Source organism: Cryptosporangium arvum DSM 44712 (assembly GCF_000585375.1).
Lineage (GTDB): Bacteria > Actinomycetota > Actinomycetes > Mycobacteriales > Cryptosporangiaceae > Cryptosporangium > Cryptosporangium arvum.
Window position 1 is genome coordinate 231536 of the sequence record NZ_KK073874.1, and the last position, 17896, is coordinate 249431.

19 protein-coding genes and 1 pseudogene are annotated in these 17896 nt (G+C 70.6%); 12 read left to right on the forward strand and 8 right to left on the reverse strand.

All coding sequences use genetic code 11. The annotated features are described in order from the left end of the window. Window positions 1-88 precede the first annotated feature (88 nt). Window positions 89-1336 carry a S1 family peptidase gene (locus CRYAR_RS01125; RefSeq protein ID WP_084699881.1) on the forward strand — a complete coding sequence of 416 codons (1248 nt, stop codon included), beginning with the start codon at window positions 89-91 and terminating at the stop codon, window positions 1334-1336. Window positions 1337-1346: 10 nt separating this feature from the next. Then, complete coding sequence (locus CRYAR_RS01130) at window positions 1347-2123, forward strand: helix-turn-helix domain-containing protein (RefSeq protein ID WP_035847718.1); 777 nt, start codon at window positions 1347-1349, stop codon at window positions 2121-2123. Here the strand turns inward: CRYAR_RS01130 and CRYAR_RS01135 are convergent. Genes CRYAR_RS01135 through CRYAR_RS01145 form a run of 3 tightly spaced genes read right to left on the reverse strand, consistent with a single transcriptional unit; the run spans window position 2095 to window position 4331 of the window. Then, window positions 2095-3306, reverse strand: coding sequence for a CynX/NimT family MFS transporter (locus tag CRYAR_RS01135; RefSeq protein WP_084699883.1), 1212 nt, complete (start codon window positions 3304-3306; stop codon window positions 2095-2097). The two genes, CRYAR_RS01130 and CRYAR_RS01135, sit on opposite strands and share 29 nt — an antisense overlap. A 21-nt stretch (window positions 3307-3327) precedes the next feature. Continuing rightward, window positions 3328-3642 carry an AzlD domain-containing protein gene (locus CRYAR_RS01140; protein ID WP_035847720.1) on the reverse strand — a complete coding sequence of 105 codons (315 nt, stop codon included), beginning with the start codon at window positions 3640-3642 and terminating at the stop codon, window positions 3328-3330. Next, a complete protein-coding gene (locus tag CRYAR_RS01145) occupies window positions 3639-4331 on the reverse strand; it encodes an AzlC family ABC transporter permease (RefSeq protein ID WP_035847723.1) in 693 nt (230 codons plus the stop codon). The genes CRYAR_RS01140 and CRYAR_RS01145 overlap by 4 nt, the downstream gene beginning before the upstream one ends. Window positions 4332-4342: 11 nt before the next feature. Here CRYAR_RS01145 and CRYAR_RS01150 point away from each other — a divergent pair, with 11 nt between their 5' ends. Together CRYAR_RS01150 and CRYAR_RS01155 are read left to right on the forward strand one after the other, a co-directional pair. Continuing rightward, window positions 4343-4966, forward strand: coding sequence for a helix-turn-helix domain-containing protein (locus CRYAR_RS01150; RefSeq protein WP_084699885.1), 624 nt, complete (start codon window positions 4343-4345; stop codon window positions 4964-4966). Further along, window positions 4963-5700, forward strand: coding sequence for a sulfite exporter TauE/SafE family protein (locus CRYAR_RS01155; protein WP_035847727.1), 738 nt, complete (start codon window positions 4963-4965; stop codon window positions 5698-5700). The genes CRYAR_RS01150 and CRYAR_RS01155 overlap by 4 nt, the downstream gene beginning before the upstream one ends. Before the next feature lie 4 nt (window positions 5701-5704). Here CRYAR_RS01155 and CRYAR_RS01160 read toward each other — a convergent pair whose 3' ends face one another. After that, window positions 5705-6424: a hypothetical protein gene (locus tag CRYAR_RS01160; protein WP_035847729.1), complete on the reverse strand. Its 720-nt coding sequence runs from the start codon at window positions 6422-6424 to the stop codon at window positions 5705-5707. A gap of 88 nt (window positions 6425-6512) precedes the next feature. Here CRYAR_RS01160 and CRYAR_RS01165 point away from each other — a divergent pair, with 88 nt between their 5' ends. After that, complete coding sequence (locus CRYAR_RS01165) at window positions 6513-7568, forward strand: hypothetical protein (protein ID WP_157017218.1); 1056 nt, start codon at window positions 6513-6515, stop codon at window positions 7566-7568. A 9-nt stretch (window positions 7569-7577) separates the two neighbouring features. Here CRYAR_RS01165 and CRYAR_RS50065 read toward each other — a convergent pair whose 3' ends face one another. After that, window positions 7578-7712, reverse strand: a complete 135-nt coding sequence (locus CRYAR_RS50065) for a hypothetical protein (RefSeq protein ID WP_281174530.1) — start codon at window positions 7710-7712, stop codon at window positions 7578-7580. A 9-nt stretch (window positions 7713-7721) separates the two neighbouring features. Next, window positions 7722-8288, reverse strand: a complete 567-nt coding sequence (locus CRYAR_RS01170) for a TetR/AcrR family transcriptional regulator (protein WP_169744976.1) — start codon at window positions 8286-8288, stop codon at window positions 7722-7724. A gap of 18 nt (window positions 8289-8306) precedes the next feature. Here CRYAR_RS01170 and CRYAR_RS48395 point away from each other — a divergent pair, with 18 nt between their 5' ends. From CRYAR_RS48395 to CRYAR_RS01195, 6 genes and pseudogenes are all read left to right on the forward strand, one after another. Continuing rightward, window positions 8307-9860, forward strand: coding sequence for an AMP-binding protein (locus CRYAR_RS48395; protein WP_035847733.1), 1554 nt, complete (start codon window positions 8307-8309; stop codon window positions 9858-9860). Beyond that, complete coding sequence (locus tag CRYAR_RS01180; RefSeq protein ID WP_035847735.1) at window positions 9857-12889, forward strand: carboxyl transferase domain-containing protein; 3033 nt, start codon at window positions 9857-9859, stop codon at window positions 12887-12889. Before CRYAR_RS48395 ends, CRYAR_RS01180 begins: the two co-directional genes overlap by 4 nt. Window positions 12890-13062: 173 nt before the next feature. Next, window positions 13063-13285 (forward strand): annotated as a pseudogene (locus CRYAR_RS51175) (acyl-CoA desaturase); the annotation flags it as partial. Between the two features lie 135 nt (window positions 13286-13420). Beyond that, the gene (locus CRYAR_RS01185) at window positions 13421-13864 is read left to right on the forward strand and encodes a DUF5994 family protein (protein WP_157017222.1); all 444 of its coding nucleotides are present in this window, start codon (window positions 13421-13423) and stop codon (window positions 13862-13864) included. Continuing rightward, window positions 13861-14256, forward strand: coding sequence for a hypothetical protein (locus CRYAR_RS46680; protein ID WP_035847737.1), 396 nt, complete (start codon window positions 13861-13863; stop codon window positions 14254-14256). The genes CRYAR_RS01185 and CRYAR_RS46680 overlap by 4 nt, the downstream gene beginning before the upstream one ends. 13 nt (window positions 14257-14269) lie before the next feature. Further along, the gene (locus CRYAR_RS01195; protein WP_051569569.1) at window positions 14270-14662 is read left to right on the forward strand and encodes an ATP-binding protein; all 393 of its coding nucleotides are present in this window, start codon (window positions 14270-14272) and stop codon (window positions 14660-14662) included. Here CRYAR_RS01195 and CRYAR_RS01200 read toward each other — a convergent pair. Next, on the reverse strand, window positions 14649-15971 hold the full coding sequence (locus tag CRYAR_RS01200; RefSeq protein ID WP_051569570.1) for a GAF domain-containing SpoIIE family protein phosphatase: 1323 nt from the start codon (window positions 15969-15971) through the stop codon (window positions 14649-14651). The genes CRYAR_RS01195 and CRYAR_RS01200 overlap by 14 nt on opposite strands. A 185-nt stretch (window positions 15972-16156) precedes the next feature. Between CRYAR_RS01200 and CRYAR_RS42485 the strand changes: the two genes are divergently transcribed. Beyond that, window positions 16157-16636, forward strand: a complete 480-nt coding sequence (locus tag CRYAR_RS42485; RefSeq protein ID WP_051569571.1) for a DUF5994 family protein — start codon at window positions 16157-16159, stop codon at window positions 16634-16636. A 40-nt stretch (window positions 16637-16676) separates the two neighbouring features. Here CRYAR_RS42485 and CRYAR_RS01210 read toward each other — a convergent pair whose 3' ends face one another. Further along, entirely contained in the window at window positions 16677-17615 is a 939-nt protein-coding gene (locus tag CRYAR_RS01210; RefSeq protein ID WP_035847739.1) for a nitroreductase family protein, read from the reverse strand. Between the last annotated feature and the right edge of the window lie 281 nt (window positions 17616-17896).

Below are 17896 nucleotides of genomic sequence, written 5' to 3' on the forward strand. Positions count from 1 at the left end.
GGAATCCGCCCTGAACCATTCACGACGGTGAACCGTGTTGGTCGCATTAGTACCGAGCCCGCACGGAACCCGATACCGAGGAGGCCGGATGACTACTCCCCGTCACCGTCGTTCCCCCACTGCCCGCCGACGGAACATCACGATCTCGTCCGTCGTGGCGGGTGCCGTCGCCGCCGCGTTAGCCGCGTTCATGGCCACGGCGCCAACCGCTGGGGCGTCCGACAAGACTGGGACTGACGCGGCCCGACCGGCGGTCGAAGCCGCGGACACCGGCCCCGGCGCGTACACCGCGGAGATCCGGAAGCTGGCGGTCAGCGCTCTCGCGGCCCAACTCGGCATCTCCGAACAGGACGCGGCCGCACGACTGGACCAACTGGACAAGCGCACCAGAACCGCGGCGTCGCTGCAGAACTCGCTGGGTGACAGCGGTGCCGGCACCTGGATCAGCAAGACGACCGGTGAGCTGATGGTCGGTGTCACCGACCAGAAGGCCGCCGACGCGGTCGAGGCCGCCGGCGCGACGCCGAAGCTGGTCAGCCGCGACCTGAACGACCTGCAGCAGGTCAAGACCCAGCTCGACGCGATCGGGCGCATCCCCGGAACGTCGTGGGCGATCGACCCGTCGAACAACGCGGTGACCGTGCAGGTCTCCCGCAAGGCCGCCGCCGACCCGCGGGCCGACGCGTGGCTGGACAAGCTCGCAGGCTACGGCGACGCGGTGAACGTGCAGCGCACCACGGCTGCTTTCGCCACGCACGCCTTCTTCGGCGGGCAGGCGATCGAGGCCGAGGGCGGTGCCGGCCGGTGCTCCTCGGCGTTCAACGCGACGAGCGGCCAGAACGCGTTCATCATCACCGCGGGGCACTGCACGGCCGCGATCGACACCTGGACCGACGGCCAGGAGGTCATCGGTCAGTCCGCGCTGACCCAGTTCCCCGGCAACGACTACGGCGTCATCCGCGTCGACGACGCCCAGGCGCTCGACCCGCAGCCGGCGGTGATCAACCAGGACCAGGCCCAGCCGATCACCGGAACCGACCAGGTCCCGGTCGGTTCCCCGGTCTGCAAGACCGGTTCGACGACGGGCACCACCTGCGGCGTCGTGCTGGCGTTCGACACCACGGTCGTCTACCCCGAGGGCGCGGTACAGGGCCTCATCCAGACCGACGTCTGCAGCCAGCCCGGTGATAGCGGCGGCTCGCTGTTCGCCGGTGACCAGGGTCAGGGCATCGTCTCCGGCGGTTCGATCGGTGACTGCGAGACCCCCGGCTTCGTCTCGTTCTTCCAGCCGATCAACGAGGTACTGGAAGACACGGGCTTGCAGCTCATCCAGTAGTTTCACCAGCATGACCCGTCGGCCCGCAGTAGGAGAACTGCTGCGTGGCTGGCGGGAGCGGCGGCGGCTCACCCAGCTGAGCCTGTCGCTGCAGGCCGACGTCTCGGCCCGGCACCTGAGCTTCATCGAGACCGGTCGGTCGCGGCCGACCAGCGAGATGATCCTGCGGCTCTGCGACGAGCTGGACGTCCCGTTGCGCGAGCGCAACGCACTCCTGCTGGCCGGTGGGTACGCACCCGCGTTCCCCGACCACGGTCTCGACGATCCGTCGCTCGACGCCGTACGCAGCGCGCTGCGGCAGGTGCTCGAAGGACACGAGCCGCACCCGGCGGTGGTGATCGACAAGAACTGGAACCTCGTCGAGGCCAACAGCGGGCTCGCTCTCTTCGCCGATTCGGTCGAACCCTCGCTGCTGGAACCCCCGATCAACGTGCTCCGGCTGAGCTTGCACCCCGGCGGCATGGCGCCGCGGGTCGTCAACCTCGGCGAATGGCGAGCGCACCTGCTCACCCGGCTGGAGCGGCAGGTCGCCGGGACCGGTGACCGGGCCGCGGCCGAGCTGCTCGCGGAGCTGACCGCCTACCCCGGCGGCCTCGACCGCGAGGCGGAGCCCCAGCCGCACGACGTCGTCGTGCCGCTGCGGTACCGGCACCAGGAGCACGAACTGTCGTTCCTGAGCATGACCGCGGTGTTCGGCACCCCGCTCGACGTCACGGTCGCGGAACTCGCGATCGAGTCGTTCTACCCGGCCGACGCGGCTACCGCGAAGTTTCTGCGGTCTCTCTGACCTCGGCGCCGACGAAACGCCGCGCCCCGGCCAGCAGGCCGAACACGACCTGCGGAATCAACAGCACGATCAGCAGCCCCACCGGAACCGACCACGAGTCGGTGACGTCGTGCAGCGCGCCGACCAGCAGCGGCCCCGTCGCGGCCAGCAGGTAGCCCACGGTCTGCGCCTGGGCCGAGAGCCGGGCGGTGGCCGCCGTCGTGCGGGTACGCAGCGAGAACAACAGCAGGCCGAGGCCGAACGAGCCGCCCTGACCGATGCCGAGCAGGACCACCCAGAGATACGGCGCACCGGACGGCGCGATCATCACGCCGGTGAGCCCCGCGAGCGTCGCGACGGTGCAGGCGAGCGTGTGCAGACGTTGGTCGCGGGCGCGGGCGGCGAACGGTGGCAGGACGAGCGAGATCGGGATCTGCACGAACGCGGAGATCGAGAGCAGGAGCCCGGCGGTGGCCGGGTCGTAGCCTTCGTCGCGGTAGATCGACGGGAGCCAGGACAGCACGCTGTAGAACGACAGCGACTGCAGGCCGAAGTAGAGCGTGATGTACCAGGCGAGGCCGTCGCGCAGGAGCGAGCCGCCGCCCCGGTGCGGCGGTGCGGCGGTGGGGTTGCGGCGCGCCGGGAGCCACACCAGAAGCGTCCAGACCCCGAACGCGACGGCAGCGGGGATCGCCCAGAACCCGAGCCCACCCCGCCAGCCCTGATCGGTGGCGTCGCTGAGCGGGACCGTCACGCCGGCGGCGACCGCCGCCGCGCCGGAGAGCGACATCGTGTAGATGCCGGTCATCGTGCCGGTGTGGCCGGCGAAGTCACGCTTGATGACCGCGGGGATCAGTACGTTCGCGATCGCGATCGCACCCGCGGCGACGATCGAGCCGACGAACAGCACCACTCGTCCGTCGGTCACGCGGAGCGCGAGCGAGACCGCGATCACGGCCACGACCAGCGCGATCACTCGCTCGCTGCCCCAGCGGCGGCCGAGTGCCGGCGCGAACGCCGCGATCGCGCCGAGGCAGATCACCGGCAGCGACGTCAGCAGCGACGCGCCGACGCCGGACAGGCCGAGATCGCCACGGATGTCGGAGAGCACCGGCCCCACGCCGGCGAGCGCCGGCCGGAGGTTGGCCGCCACGAGCGCGATGGCCACACCGAGGACGAGCGTTCGCCGACTGTTCGCACTCACCTGGTGATCCTCGCACCGCGCTCAGGGCACGCCCAGCAGCCGGAGCCCGGCCGCGGTACCCGCGGCGGCGATCACCACGACTACGAACGGGGCTCTGCGCCAGGCCAGCACCCCGCCGACGAGGACGCCGGCCGGCCGGGCGACCCCGGCGAACTCGCCGCCCTCCAGCGTCGCCGTCGTCGCGACCAACGCGACGAGCAGCACCACCGTGAGCCGCCCCATCAGCGACTCGATCCGGGGCGAGAGCGTCAGCCGCTCCCGCAACAGCGGTCCGGCGAGCCGGAACCCGAGCGTGCCGACGCCGAGGACGGCGATCGCGACGAGCAGCCCGGTCATGCCGGTGTCCGATCGCGCCGGCGGATCAACCCGACGACGGCGACGCCGATCAGCGCCAGCAGCACGGGCGCGCCGGCCGGCAGTACCGGCGTGGTGGCCAGCGCGATCACGACTCCGATCAGCGCGGCCCATCGCGTTCGTGGATCGCTCAGCGACGGCAGTACCAGCGCCAGCAGCACGGCCGGGAACGCGGCGTCCAGCCCGAGGGCGTCGGTGTCGCTGATCACGGTGCCGGCCAGCCCGCCGAGTACCACTGACAGGTTCCAGCAGACGAACAGCGCGCTCCCGGTCGCCCAGTACACCGCCCGTCGTCGCCGGGGATCGTCCTCGGCCAGCGTGAACGCCACGGTTTCGTCCGTCATCAGGTGTGAGCCGATCAGCCGTCGGAGAAAGCCGACGCGCGCTATCGCGTCGCCGACCGCGAAGCCGAACGGGAGGTGGCGGGCGTTGACCAGCAGGGCGGCCGCGACCGCGGCCAGCGGACTGCCGCCGGCGGCGATCAGCCCGATGAACAGGAACTGCGCCGCGCCGGCGAAGACCACGACCGAGAGCAGAATCGGAATCCACAGTGGGAATCCGGCGCTGACCGCGATCGCCCCGAAGGACACCCCGACCAACGCGTCGGCTAGGCATACGAGGGCGATGCTCCGGATCACCTCCGGGCCCAGTGTTCGGTAAATCGAACGCATAGGAAGCTACGATGAACGCTACAGGTGCGTTCGTCAAGACGAACGATCAGACCGATGGAGCGAACCCAGTGACCGACAACACGCGGCGGGGAGCACCGCTGGACGTCATCGCGGCCTCGCTGCGGCGTGAGCGTGCCCGAGCCCGGATGTCGTTGAGCGAGGTCGCGAAACAGGCGGGCATCGCGAAGTCGACGCTGTCCCAGCTCGAATCCGGCTCCGGCAATCCGAGCGTGGAGACGCTGTGGGCGCTCAGCGTCGCCCTCGACGTTCCGTTCTCCCGGCTGGTCGAACCGGCCATCCCGAAAGTGCAGGTCATCCGGGCCGGCGAGGGGCCGACGATCTACTCGGAACACGCCGAGTACGTCGCCACGCTGCTGGCGTCCTGCCCGCCGAACGCCCGCCGGGACATCTACCTGGTTTCGGCAGAACCCGGGCGGCCGCGTGCATCGGAACCCCATTTGCCGGGAACGGTGGAACACGTGGTGATCTGTACCGGACGGGCTCTCGTGGGGCTGAGTGACGACCCCGTCGAACTGGGCCCCGGCGACTACGTGAAGTACCCGGGCGACGTCGCCCACGTGTTCGAGGCGTTGGAGGCGGGGACGCGCGCGGTGCTGCTGTCCGAGAACGTATGACGTTCGTGCTGCTCGTCGTCGCCGGTCTCGGCGCCGGATTGACCGGCACGATCGCCGGGTTGGCCTCGCTGGCCAGTTACCCGGCGCTGCTGGCCGTCGGTATACCGCCGGTCGCCGCGAACGTGACGAACTCCGTGGCGCTGCTCGCCAACACCGTCGGGGCGGTGTCCGGCTCCCGCCCGGAGCTGACCGGGCACTGGAAGCGGGCGCTGGAACTCGCGGCCGTGAGCGTGTTCGGCGGCGCGATCGGCGGTGCTCTGCTGCTGTGGACCCCGTCCGACGCCTTCGAGAAGATCGTGCCGTTCCTCATCGCGGGGGCGTCGATCGCGATCCTGGTGCGCCGTCCGGGGGAGGCGGCCGCGCTCGAACGCCGGCCCGGCTGGCCGACCCTGTTCTCGATCTTCCTGATCGGCATCTACGGCGGCTATTTCGGCGCGGCCGCGGGCGTGCTCATGCTCGCGGTGCTGCTGGCGATCGGCACCGGAACGCTGGCCAGGGCCGGTGCCTACCGCAACGTGGTGCTCGGCGCCGCGAACGGCGTCGCCGCGATCGGGTTTGCGCTCTTCGGACCGGTGGTGTGGTCGGCGGCGCTGCCGCTCGCGATCGGCTGCCTCGTCGGCGCCCGCATCGGTCCGATCGTGGTGCGGCATTCACCGTCCGACGCGCTGCGCGTCGTGATCGCGGTGGCCGGCCTCGGACTGGCCGGGTGGCTCGGCTACGACGCGTTCCGCTGAGCGGCTACTTGTAGAACGCCTCGTCGGCTTCCTGGGCGGTGGGCTTCTCGACGCTTACCGGCTGGCCCTGCGCGCTGAGCGTGGCCTCCATGCGCAGGGTCGGGCTGTCGGTCGGCGTCAACTCCATCGACACCTCGATCACCCACCCCTTCGCGTCCACCGTGACCGTGAACGGCGACACCCGCATCCCGATCGACCACAGGCTCGGCGCGCCGATCGGCAGGAACGGCTCCTTGAAGTCCTCGGTGTCCGGCTGGAACCGGCCGCTGTACGTGTTCGGCCCGGTCTTGTGCGCTTCGGTGATCGCGTCGGCGAACTGCAGGAGGCCGGTGGCGTCGGCCATCCCGAAGTGCAGTTTGCTGTCTTCTTTGAGGCGCTCCAGGTCGACGTGCACCCACCTGGCTCCGGGGTCGCGCTGGTAGTAGTCGCTGCCGATGACGACCCGGTCGAGCGTTCCGGTCGAGGAGGCATAGAGCTGTTCCGTCACGTCGAATTCGCCGCTGCCGGTGAGGTGCTCGTCCTTGGGCAGGTCGGCGTCGACGGCGAAGTGGTGCGGGACGCGCTGGGTCCGGCGTAACGCGGCGACGAGATCGACCTCGTCCTGGGTGGGCGAGGGGGCCGGTTTGGTGCTCGGGACCGGATCGGGATCGGTCGGCGAAAAGTTACAGGCGGTGACGAGCACGAGCGCGGCGGCCACGAGCGTGTGCGCGAATCCCGTCTTCATGCCCTACCCGCCTTAACTGACCAATGTGGCCGGTGAGACGGAGGATAACCGGACCGGACACCGGGTACCGAATCCGTACAGTAGACGAGTGTTCCGTATGGGCGCCGTGGTGCTGACGATGGTGCTACTCGTGGTGTCCGCGTGCACGTTCTCGCAGCGTGAGATCGAGGATCCCGGCTGGACGACGATCGCGCTCCCGGACGCGCTCCCGCGGACGCTCGCGGTCGACGGGAACCGGGTTCTGGTGGCCGGGGAGCGGGGTCGGTACGCGCCGGCGGCCTGGATCGTCGGCCGCTCGGTGACCACGGTCGTGTTGCGTCCTCACTCGCCGTACGGGCCCACCGCCGACCTGGTGGCCGCGACGCTCTCCGGTGACACGGTGGCGTTCGCCGGGCAGCGCCCCGGGGGCGCCCACGGTATACCGCGCTGGACGATCTGGGCCGGGACCGTGTCGGGCGGCGCCGACGACCTCCCGCAGACGTTCGAGACGTTCGGCGGACCCGACAGCCTGGGTCTGGTCGGGCTGCAGACGGTGGCCGGGAAGCCCTTGCTGCTGGGCAACTGGGCCGACGGTCAGCCGGGCCCGGCGTTCTGGCGTGCGTCCGGGACGCGGTGGGCGCGGGTGCCGAGCACCCTCGCCGGGTTCCTGGCCAGCGGGATGGGGGTGTCGCGCGGCCGGCCGGTGGTGGTCGGGCACTCGACGACGGGGGGTTCGCTGCGTCCGACCGTGTGGCTGGGAGCGCCGGATCTCCGGTCGTGGCGAGCGCTGCCGCTCGGGAACGCACCGGTGGCCCGTGCACTCGACCTGTCGTGCGCCGGGCCGACCTGCCTGGTCGTCGTCCGCACGCCGGGAACGGGGGTGGCGGTGTGGGAGGTCGGTGGGACCGCCCGCGAACTGCCGACCCCGAAGATGGCCCGCGACGCGGAATGGGCGCAGGTGTCGGCCGGTCCCGACGGGGGAAGGGCGGTCGCGTTCGGGTCGTCGGAGCGGTCGGTGTTCTGCTACTGGAAAGCCGACGGCTGGCGCTACGCGGTGCCTCCGGTCGGCGTCGTGCGTGACCTGGCGACCGTCGGAAACCGTTTCGTGGCGATAGTCGGCGACGGCGAGCAGGAGAGCTCTCCCCGCGCGCTCGTCACGACCTGACCGCGCGCGTCAGCGGGCCGGGCGGAACCAGCGCCGGTGCCGGCGCCGGCGCGAGACGCGCACCAGACCGAAGGCCAGCCACCCCACCGACCCCACGATCAGCAGCAGCCAGCAGATGCTCGTGATCAGCTCTCCTGTGCTCACGCAACAGGGCTACCCGTCGGCGATGCCCGCCAACCGCAGATAACACCTGACCAGCTGTTCGCCGAGGGTCGGCAGCTCGGACGGAGACTCGAACGCCCGCTCGGCGCTCCGCGCGGTCAACCCGGTCACCGCGCGGGCGAGGTCCGCCCCCGGGATCGCCGGATCGGCCAGCCCCGCCGCGACCAGCCGCTCCAGGAACCGCGCGTTGCGCCGCTCGACCCGCGCGAACATCTCGTCACGTAACGACCGCATCGCCGGATCGGCCAGCGCCTGGTGCGCGATCACCGTCAACACGCCGTAGTGCCGGGTGTAGGCGGCCAGGAACGCGGTCAAGGCCTCCCGCACGGTCCGCTCCGGCGACGACGTGTCGGCCTTCTCCTGCAGGGCCAGGAACTCCAGGCGCACCCGGTCGGCCAGCGCGCGGAACACGTCGTCCTTCGACGGGAAGTAGGCGTAGATCGTCGGCCGGGTGACGCCGGCCGCGCTCGCCAGCTCGCCGATCGTCGTTCTGGCGTATCCCAAGCGGCAGAAAACGTCCTCGGCGGAGTCCAGCAAATCGTCCCGGCGACTTGACACGAATGTAAAGTAGCGCAGGTGGGCTTACCTGAGGTACCCGAGCGGACGCTGCGAGCCGCCTACGATCGCGCGCTCGCCGAGATCCCCGACGACCTCGCCCAGATCGGGCGCGCGGCCCGGTACACGGTCGCCGAGAGCCACGACCGGTCGCTGCGCATCGCCGCCGGGCTGCGAAGCCTGGGCCTCGAGCGCCAGCAACCGGTCGCGCTGCTCACCGACAACTCACTCGACGCCGTCCACGCCTGGACCGGCGTCTCCCTCGGCAACCTGATCGAGGTGCCGATCAACTCGGCCTACAAGGGCAGCTTCCTCACCCACGTGCTCAACGACTCCGGCGCCGAGGTGCTCGTCGTCGACGACGGTTACGTCGAGCGCGTCGAACGCATCGCCGACGACCTCACCGCGCTGCGCACGCTCGTCGTCCGCGGTGACCAGGTCCCCAGCGCCCGGTTCGACGTGCGTCCGTTCGACGAACTGCTCAGCCACGAACCGGCGGCACCCACGAAACAGACCGCCGACGACCTGATGGCCTACATGTACACGTCCGGAACCACCGGGCCGTCCAAGGGCGTCCTCATCTCGCACGCCCACGCGTACACGTACGCGTCACGCGAGGATCAGGCGCGCCCGGTACGTGACGACCGCATCCTGGTCACGCTCCCGCTGTTCCACCTGGCCGGCCAGTGGTACGGCGTCTACCAGGCGTTGATCCACCGCGCGGCCTGCGTCCTCGAACCGTCGTTCTCGGTGAGCGCTTTCTGGCCGACCGTCCGGGAGCACGGCATCACGGTCACGGTGATGCTCGGCGCGATGGCCGAACTGCTGCAGCAGGCCGAGCACCGTCCCGACGACGCCGACAACCCGCTGGAGCTCGCGATCATGGCCCCACTGGCCAGCGACATCGACGGTTTCCGCACGCGGTTCGGCGTCGAACTCGCTGCGGTTTACGGGATGAGCGAGATCGGTGCGGTGCTCAACGGACCGCCGGACACCCTCGTCGGGGGCGAGTGCGGTTTTCCGCGCGACGAGTTCGAGCTGAAGCTGGTCGACGGCGAACTGCACGTGCGCCCCAGCGACCCGCTGCTGGTCATGCGCGGCTACCACAACCTGCCGGACAAGACCGCCGAGACGCTCGTCGACGGATGGGTGCACACCGGCGACGCGTTCCGCACCGACGCCGACGGGCGTTACTACTTCTCCGACCGGATGAAGGACGCCCTGCGCCGCCGCGGCGAGAACATCTCCAGCTTCGAGGTGGAGCGGGTGATCAACGAGCACCCCGACGTCTCCGAGAGCGCCGTCGTCGCGGTGCCGTCCGACCTCACCGAGGACGAGATCAAGGCCGTCGTCGTGCCCCGCGAAGGACGCACGATCGATCCGGCGGAGCTGACTCGCTTCCTCGTCGATCGAATGCCGTACTTCATGGTTCCGCGCTATCTCGCGTTCGCTTCCGAGCTTCCCAAGACGCCGACCCAGAAAGTCCACAAGCACCGGCTCCGGGACGCGGGCGTCGGCGATCGCGTCTGGGACCGGGAAGCGGCCGGGATCGTGCTCCGCCGGGGCGACCGGTGAGGCTGCTCGTCGCCAACCGCGCCGAGATCGCGGTTCGCATCTGCGCGACGGCGGCCGCGCTCGGCGTCGAAACCGTTGCCGTTCATCCCGACGACGACGCGAACTGCGCGCACGCCGCCCGCGCCGACCGGGCCGTTCGCCTGCCGAAGGCCGGCGCTGCGGCGTATCTCGACGTGGACGCGATCGTCGAAGCGGCCGTGCGTACCGGCTGCGACGCGCTGCACCCCGGCTACGGTTTCCTCTCCGAGAGCCCGGCGCTGGCCCGGGCGTGCGCCGCGGCCGGGATCACGTTCGTCGGGCCGTCGCCGGAGTCGCTGGAGTTGTTCGGCAACAAGGTCGCGGCCCGGGAACGGGCCGAGGCGTTGGGCGTCCCGGTACTCGCGAGCACCTCCGACCTGGCGTCGGCGCACGACTTCCTCGCCCGGCACGGCGCCGTGATGGTGAAGGCCCTCGCCGGTGGCGGCGGCCGGGGGATGCGGCCGGTGACGCGTCCGGAGGATCTGGACGAAGCGTTGCGCCGGTGCGCGTCCGAAGCGCGCGCGTCGTTCGGCGACGACGAGGTCTACGTCGAACAGCTCATGGTCGGTGCGCGGCACATCGAGGTGCAGGTCGTCGGCGACGGAGAGACCACGGTCGTGCTCGGCGACCGGGACTGTTCGGCGCAGCGGCGGCGGCAGAAGCTGGTCGAGATCGCGCCGGCGCCGGCACTGCCGGATCCGCTGCGCGAAGCCCTGCACGCGGCGGCGGAACGACTCGTGAGCGACTACCGGGGGCTCGCGACCGTGGAGTTCCTCGTCGCCGGGTCCGAGTTCGCGTTCCTCGAGGTCAACCCGCGGATCCAGGTGGAGCACACGGTCACCGAGGAGGTGACCGGGCTCGATCTGGTCGAGCTGTCGCTCCGGGTCGCGCAGGGTGGGCCGGTTCCCGGCCCGGTCCCCAGCCGCGGCTTCGCGGTCCAGGCCCGCGTGAACACCGAAGGAGGCGGAACGCTCACCCGGTTCCAGCCGCCGACCGGTCGCGGCGTCCGGGTCGACACGCACGGCTACGTCGGGTGGGAGATCGGCCCGCGGTACGACTCGCTGCTGGCGAAGGTGATCGGCACCGGGTCCACGCTGGAGGCGGCCGTCGCCCGCGTGTCCAGGGCCCTCGCGGAGTTCGACGTCGACGGGGTGCCGGTCAACACGGCGCAGCTGGCGAACGTGCTCGCCCACACCGACGGCACGCTCACCACGACGTTCGTCGACGAGCACGTGCCCGACCCCGCGCCCGTCGCGGTGGCCGGTGCGGTCGTCAGCCCGCTGCTCGGCGTCGTCGTCGCGGTGTCGGTTGGCGAGGGCGACCTGGTCGCCGCGGACGCCGAACTCGTCGTCCTCGAGGCGATGAAGATGGAGCACGTCGTACGCGGCGGGCGCCCGGGTCGCGTCGAGAACGTGGCCGTGAAAGTCGGCGACACGGTCGCGCTCGGTGCGCCGCTGGTGTTCCTCTCCGAGTCGGCCGAGGCCGCCGCGGCCCCGTCCGCGACCGCAGCCGCCGATCCCGACCGCATCCGCCCCGACCTGGCCGAGGTCCTCGAACGACAACAGCTCGGTTCCGACGAAGTGCGCGTGGCCGCGACGGAGCGGCGACACTCCCGCGGCCGCCGAACCGCACGGGAGAACCTCGCCGACCTGCTGGATCCAGGCAGTTTCGTGGAGTACGGCGCGCTGACGATCGCCGCGCAGCGCCGGCGCCGCGATCTGGCCGACCTGATCGCGCGCACGCCCGCCGACGGGCTGATCACCGGCACCGGAACCGTCGACGGCCGGCCGACCGCCGTGATGACCTACGACTACACAGTGCTCGCAGGCACCCAGGGCATCCACAACCATCGCAAGACCGACCGGCTGTTCCAGCTCGTCGCCCGGGAACGGCTACCGCTGGTGATCTTCGCCGAGGGCGGTGGCGGGCGCCCCGGCGACACCGACACGTCGGCCGTCGCGCAACTGGACGTGGAGACGTTCCGGCTGCTCGCGGCGCTGCGTGGGGTGGTGCCCACGCTCGCGGTGGTGGCGGGCTACTGCTTCGCGGGCAACGCCGCCCTGGCCGGGAGTTGCGACACGATCATCGCCACCGAGGGAAGCAGCCTCGGTATGGGTGGGCCGGCGATGATCGAGGGCGGCGGCCTGGGTGTGGTCGCGCCGGGTGACGTCGGCCCGATGGACGTCCACTGGGCGAACGGCGTCGTCGACTGCCTGGTACCCGACGAGGCGGCCGCGGTCGCGCACGCGCGTCGGTACCTTTCGTATTTCTCGGCTCTTACCGACTTCGCTGCCGGTGACCAGCGGATCCTGCGTAATTCGATCCCGGAGAACCGGCTGCGCGCGTATCGGATCCGACCCGTGCTCGAGGCGCTGTTCGACACCGGGAGCGTGCTGGAGCTGCGGGGCGGGTTCGGTGTCGGCGTCGTCACGGCGCTGGCGCGCATCGAGGGCCGTGCGGTCGGCGTGCTGGCGAACAACCCCGAGCACCTGGGCGGCGCCATCGACGGCGACGCGTCCGACAAGGCCGCCGCGTTCCTGGAGCTCTGCGAGGCGCACCGGCTGCCGGTGGTGTCGCTCTGCGACACCCCCGGTTTCATGGTCGGCCCCGACGCCGAGCGCACGGCCACCGTCCGCCGGTTCAGCGCCATGTTCGTCGCCGGCGCGCGGCTGACCGTGCCGCTGGTGACCGTGGTCCTGCGCAAGTGTTACGGCCTGGGCGCGATGGCCATGGCCGGTGGATCGTTGCACGCGCCCGCGCTCACCGTCTCCTGGCCGACCGGCGAGTTCGGCGGCATGGGCCTGGAGGGCGCGGTGCGCCTGGGCTTCCGCGCCGAGCTGGACGCGATCGCTGATCCCGGGGAGCGACGGGCGCGCTTCGACGCGCTGGTGGCCGACTACTACGAGCGCGGAAAGGCGCTGAACGTCGCCACCGTGTTCGAGGTGGACGACGTCATCGATCCGGCCGACACCCGCCGAGTGGTGAGCAGCGCGCTGTCCCGTTCGCTCTAGGCGGCTCGAGCTCCGGGGCGGCCCGCCCCTCGTCCGTCGCCGGCTACGTGATCACCGGCTTCGGAGTCACGGTGGGGTTCCGCCGCTATCTCACGCACGGTTCGTTCCGAGCCCGTCGGTGGTTGCGGGTGGCCCTGGCCGTCGCCGACCGTGATCTCCGGATGTTCGGCCCGTTGATCGCCGTGTCGCTGCTGCACCACGTGACCTGGCCGGTGAACTCGATCTGCCACGTCGTCGGATCCCGGCCGTTCGACCGGTGCCCGGCACGGCGTGCTGCGCGGACAACTCGATCCGTCGGCCCGCTTGATCTGGGTCTTCGAACGGCTTGGCTGGGCGTGGAACGTGCGGTGGCCCGATCAGGTCCGGCTGGCGGGCAAGCGCAACGTCCACCACTAGATGGCGACGAGCGTTTGTGCGGGCCGAATGAGGCTACCTTGTAGTAACCGAGACCCTTCGAGCGTTGGCAGTAGCGTCGGCGTCGTCTTGGACGAATGGCAACCACCGGTCGCTGACCGGGGACAGGTCGATGTCATGGACGTCACCGCCACCGCCACGCAGGTGCGACTTCGAATTGATCCGACGCTTTCCGGGAAAGGCATGCTCGACGGTGGCTGGTGGCCGCACTCCACCGATCCACTGTCCGAGCTGCCCCCGTTGATCGAAGCGTTGAACAAGCAGTTCGGTCTCGTCCACCGGATCACGTTCAACAAGGCGCTCTGGCAGAGCACACCGCGGCGGATCACCGTGGCCGGGCGCGCCATCCGGCTGGGATGGTACGGACCCAGCGACATCCATGAGATCAGCGTCTCCACCGAGGGCCGTTTCCGTCTCGACCTGCTCGTCGTCCCGCCGGACACCAGCGAAGGATCTGCGGCAGCCGCGATGGCGGCCGCCGCGTCCGGCACCAACGGCAACCACGGGGCTTCTCTCCTCGAATCGGAAGACGCCGGAAACACCGAGGGGAGCACATCGTGATCAGCCCGGTGACGATGCTGCGGCCACGCCCGGATCGCGTGACCGAGTACATCGAACCCCACACGGTGCGCGCCCCCGTGTCGCGGGCGGGCGGGACACTGCGGGCTCTCACCGCCGCGCTGGCCCCGCACCTGTCGACCACCGATCCGGAGCTGCACGGACTCGCCGCCTGCTTGCTGACCGCGCAGGAGGCTTACGCCTCGGACGCGTCCACCGACCGGGAGGAACTGCGCCGGCAGTACCACGGCGCCGCGCAGGACTACTGCGTAGCGATGGATCGGCGTGGGTTCGCCACTCCGCCCGGCCTGCGGCAAGCCGTGCGTTGGCTTGCCGATCCCGCGACGGGAGCGGACGAACCGGTGCGGGTTCCGCCCGCTGACCCGACCGAATGACGTCGGGCCTGCCGTGAGCGCCGACCCGGGCGGCGCTTTCCGGCTGGAGGAGGTCTACGAGCCGGTGGCGGCAGCTTCAGCCCGGATTCGTCACCGGCTGGGCGCTCTGCTGACCGAGTCGAATGTCGCGGCGCACGTGAGCCAGGACGCGCTGCTGGTCGTCGAGGAACTCGTCGCGAATGTCATCGATCACGCTCGCACCCCTTTTCGGCTGGTCGTACAACGCGCTGGCACGACGCTGCGCATCCAGGTCCGGGACCGCGATCGCACTCCCGCCCGGATCTCCGCGTTGGACCCGCTGGCTGTCCGTGGGCGAGGCCTTCGCCTGGTCGCGGGTATCGCCGACGACTGGGGATGTGACCACGGCGAGGACGGCAAGACCGTGTGGGCCGTTATGGCGACATGACCGCCTGAACGCTCGTCGGCGGGACGGAGGGCGGACCGGCCGGGGGGACTCGGACGACGAGGATCGCGACGTCGTCGCTGGTGATCGTTCCCCCGAAGTCCAGGACGGCGTCCATGAGGCGGGTAGCGAGGTCGGCGGCGGTGTCGCTGACCTCCGCACCGGCCAGAGTCTTCTGAAGGCGTTCGGGCCCGAACTGTTCCGTACTGCGTGGGGCGCGGGCCTCGGTGACGCCGTCGGTGTACAGGATCAGCGACTCGCCGGGGCGCAGTTGGACGCGTCGTTCGGTGAGGGTCAGGGCGGGGATCACGCCGAGCACGGGGCCGCGGGTATGGATGAGTTCGACGGTTCCGTCGCGGCGGCGGAGGGCGACCGGCTCGTGGCCGGCGGTGGCGATCCGGGCGGTGCATCCGCGTGGTGTGGCGCGGATGGTGGTGTAGGCGAGGGTGACGAACCGCCCGTAGTTGGTGCCGAACCAGTCGCGCAGCGCAGGGTTGAGCAGGCCGAGGACCTGGGCGGGCGAGGCGTGCTGCAGGGCCGCGGCGCGCAGCGTGTACCGGGCCAGCGCGGTGGTCTTCGCGGCCTCGGGGCCTTTGCCGCAGACGTCGCCGACGAAGACCGACCAGCTTCCGCGGCGGGAGGGCACGACGTCGTAGAAGTCGCCGAGGACTTCGCTGCCCCGGCCCCCGGGATGGTAGGCCGCGGCCAGGTCCAGGCCGGGAGCCACGGGGAGCGCCGGCGGGAGCAGGCTCAGCTGCAACGTCTCGGCCAGCAGCGCCGAGTCCGCCGCGGCGGTGCGGGCTTCGGCCAGGGCTGCCCGCAGCGCGATCTCTCCGGACACCGACCGGGACAGGGTTTCCAGCACTTGGACGTCGTCGTCGGTCCAGACCCGCGGCACGGTGTCGACCACGCAGAACGTGCCGAGGATCTGTCCGTCGGGGGAGTGCACGGGAAAGCCGGCCCAGGCCCGTACTCCCATTTTCTCGATCGACGGGTTGCCCGCCGTGACCGGATCGCGGGTCACGTCGCCCACGATCAGTGGTTCGCCGCTGTTCACCACGTACTGGCAGAACGATTCTCCGACCGGATTCTGCCGTTCGCCCGGGTCGGTGGCGTTGACGCCGATGCAGCTTTTCCAGAACGACCGTTGGTCGTCGACGATGGTCACGAACGCGAACGGGGTGCGGAGGAGCCGGGCGGCCAAGCCCGCGAGCCGGTCGAATGACGCCTCGGTGCCGGTGCCGATCAGCTCGGATCGGCGGACGGCCGCGAGCCGGACCGCGGAGAACACCTCATCGGCCAGCTCAACCACCAGAGGAGCGTAACCACTGTGCCCGTGACGTGCAGTGTGGGTGACCATGATGGCGTTCGTTCCGGAGTAACCGCTTCACACATCGGGTGTATCGTGATGAAGCTGGAGGAGTTTCGCGGATAGCAGGCTCGCTGTGCGCCTCCGCCGGCGAACCACAGACCGGCGTTCGCCGGATCGGACGTTTCATGGTTGCTGACGCCGCGCTTGACGATGGCCGAGTACGCCTGGTCCTGAGCGACCAGCGCGCCGGGGAGAGCGTCCTCGACGGCGCGTGGTGGCCGCGTACACGCAAACCGCTGGTCGAGTTCCCGCTGTTGATGGCTGAAGTGATCGCGGTCATCGGTGACGTGGAGCGGATGTCGCTGAGCGGATCCGGATGGCTCACCACCCCACGGGAAATTCCGTTCGACCGGCACCGAGTCGACATCTGCTGGTTCAACCCCAACGACCAGCATGAGGTCGTCGTGCTGGCGAAGAACGACCTGGTCCTGGATCTCCTTCTGATACCACCCGCCGCCGCGCCGATCGCAGCGATGGCGGCGATGGCGGCCGCGAGCCGGGGCACCAGCGCGGCCCGCGGCTCGCAGGTGCTCGTCAACCACGGGGTGCTGCTCGGCCGTTCCGCGGATCCACCGTGTCCGGACCCACGGTTCGGGTCGGCCTGATCAGACGCGCCGCGCACGCCCGGCCGGCCGCGCATGCGGACTAGCACCGGCCGAGATCGAGCGTCGGCTGCTCGGCGACGCGCATCCCGATCCGCAGGACCGCGTGTGCGTAGCCCCGGTTGCCGAGCAGGCTGTGCACGAGGGTTCGCGAGATCGGTGTCTCGACGACGTCGCCCATCGGGCTGACCTCGAGCTCGGCAACGGAACCGTCCAGCAGGATCGTGCTGGTCACCTCGCCGGCCGCCAGCCAGGACGCCGAGTCGTCGCGAGGGCTCCAGAGCACCAGGTAGCGGGCGCTGCCGTCGTGGCCAGGGCCGGGCAGCAGGAAATCCCGGTTCTCCGGGCACAGCGCCCGGAGCGGTATCAGCCGGTGCGCCGAGGCAGCTGCTTCCGCTGGATAGTCGCGCCGGCTCTGGCCCGGCTCGTCCACTCGCGCAGCGAGGACGTGGAACTCGACGAGGGACTCGGCGTGCACCTCGGTCAGGTAGACACCCCAGCCCTCGGCTAAGCGACGGAGGCGGTCGATCGTCCCGTTCGGTACCGGGGTGTGCGAAACGCGTCGCTGATGGGCGCGGCGCTCGGTGATGGCCCGCAGCAGACGAGCGTCCGATGCGGTCGGCTCGTACGTCCCGGTCGGGAGAATTCGCGCCATCAGCCCCGATACGTCGTCGGCCGGGAGACGCTCCACCGAAGCCCAGTAGCCGGATGCGGCGAGCGCGACCAACGCGTGGTCCAGTGCGATTCCGCACTCGAGCGTGAGCACGCGCCCGTGCGGGTCACCTGCGGTCAGCGCGCGGTCCCGGTCGACGCGCAGTTCCAGCTGGTGCGACACGAGTCGCCAGTGCAACGGCCGGGTGCTGAACATCGACGGTGCCCGTCCGGCGGCCTCGACCGCCAGGCGCAGACCGGTGTCCACGGCGGCGTCGGTCACGGGCTCGGAGGCCGGTGCGACGCTGAAGCGCGTCCTGCGCTGGTTCATGCTGGTCCTGTCTGGGCCGGTACCGGAGGTGCGGGTTGGTCGGCGATGAGGTCAGCGGCGATGAGTATCGTCAAACCGACGGATCGCGGATGAGTGTTGCCGAGGTCGACGCAGGGCTCCGGACGGAGATCCTCGAAGTGACCGGCTCTGAGCGGTGGTGCTCGCGGAACGCGGCAAGGTGTGCGGCGTCTCCGTCCCGGATCGGCTGACGGCTCAGCTCCTCCACGCTACATGTTGCCGTCTCAGTTCGTGAGTTCCTGACCACTGTGGGCGACCATGAC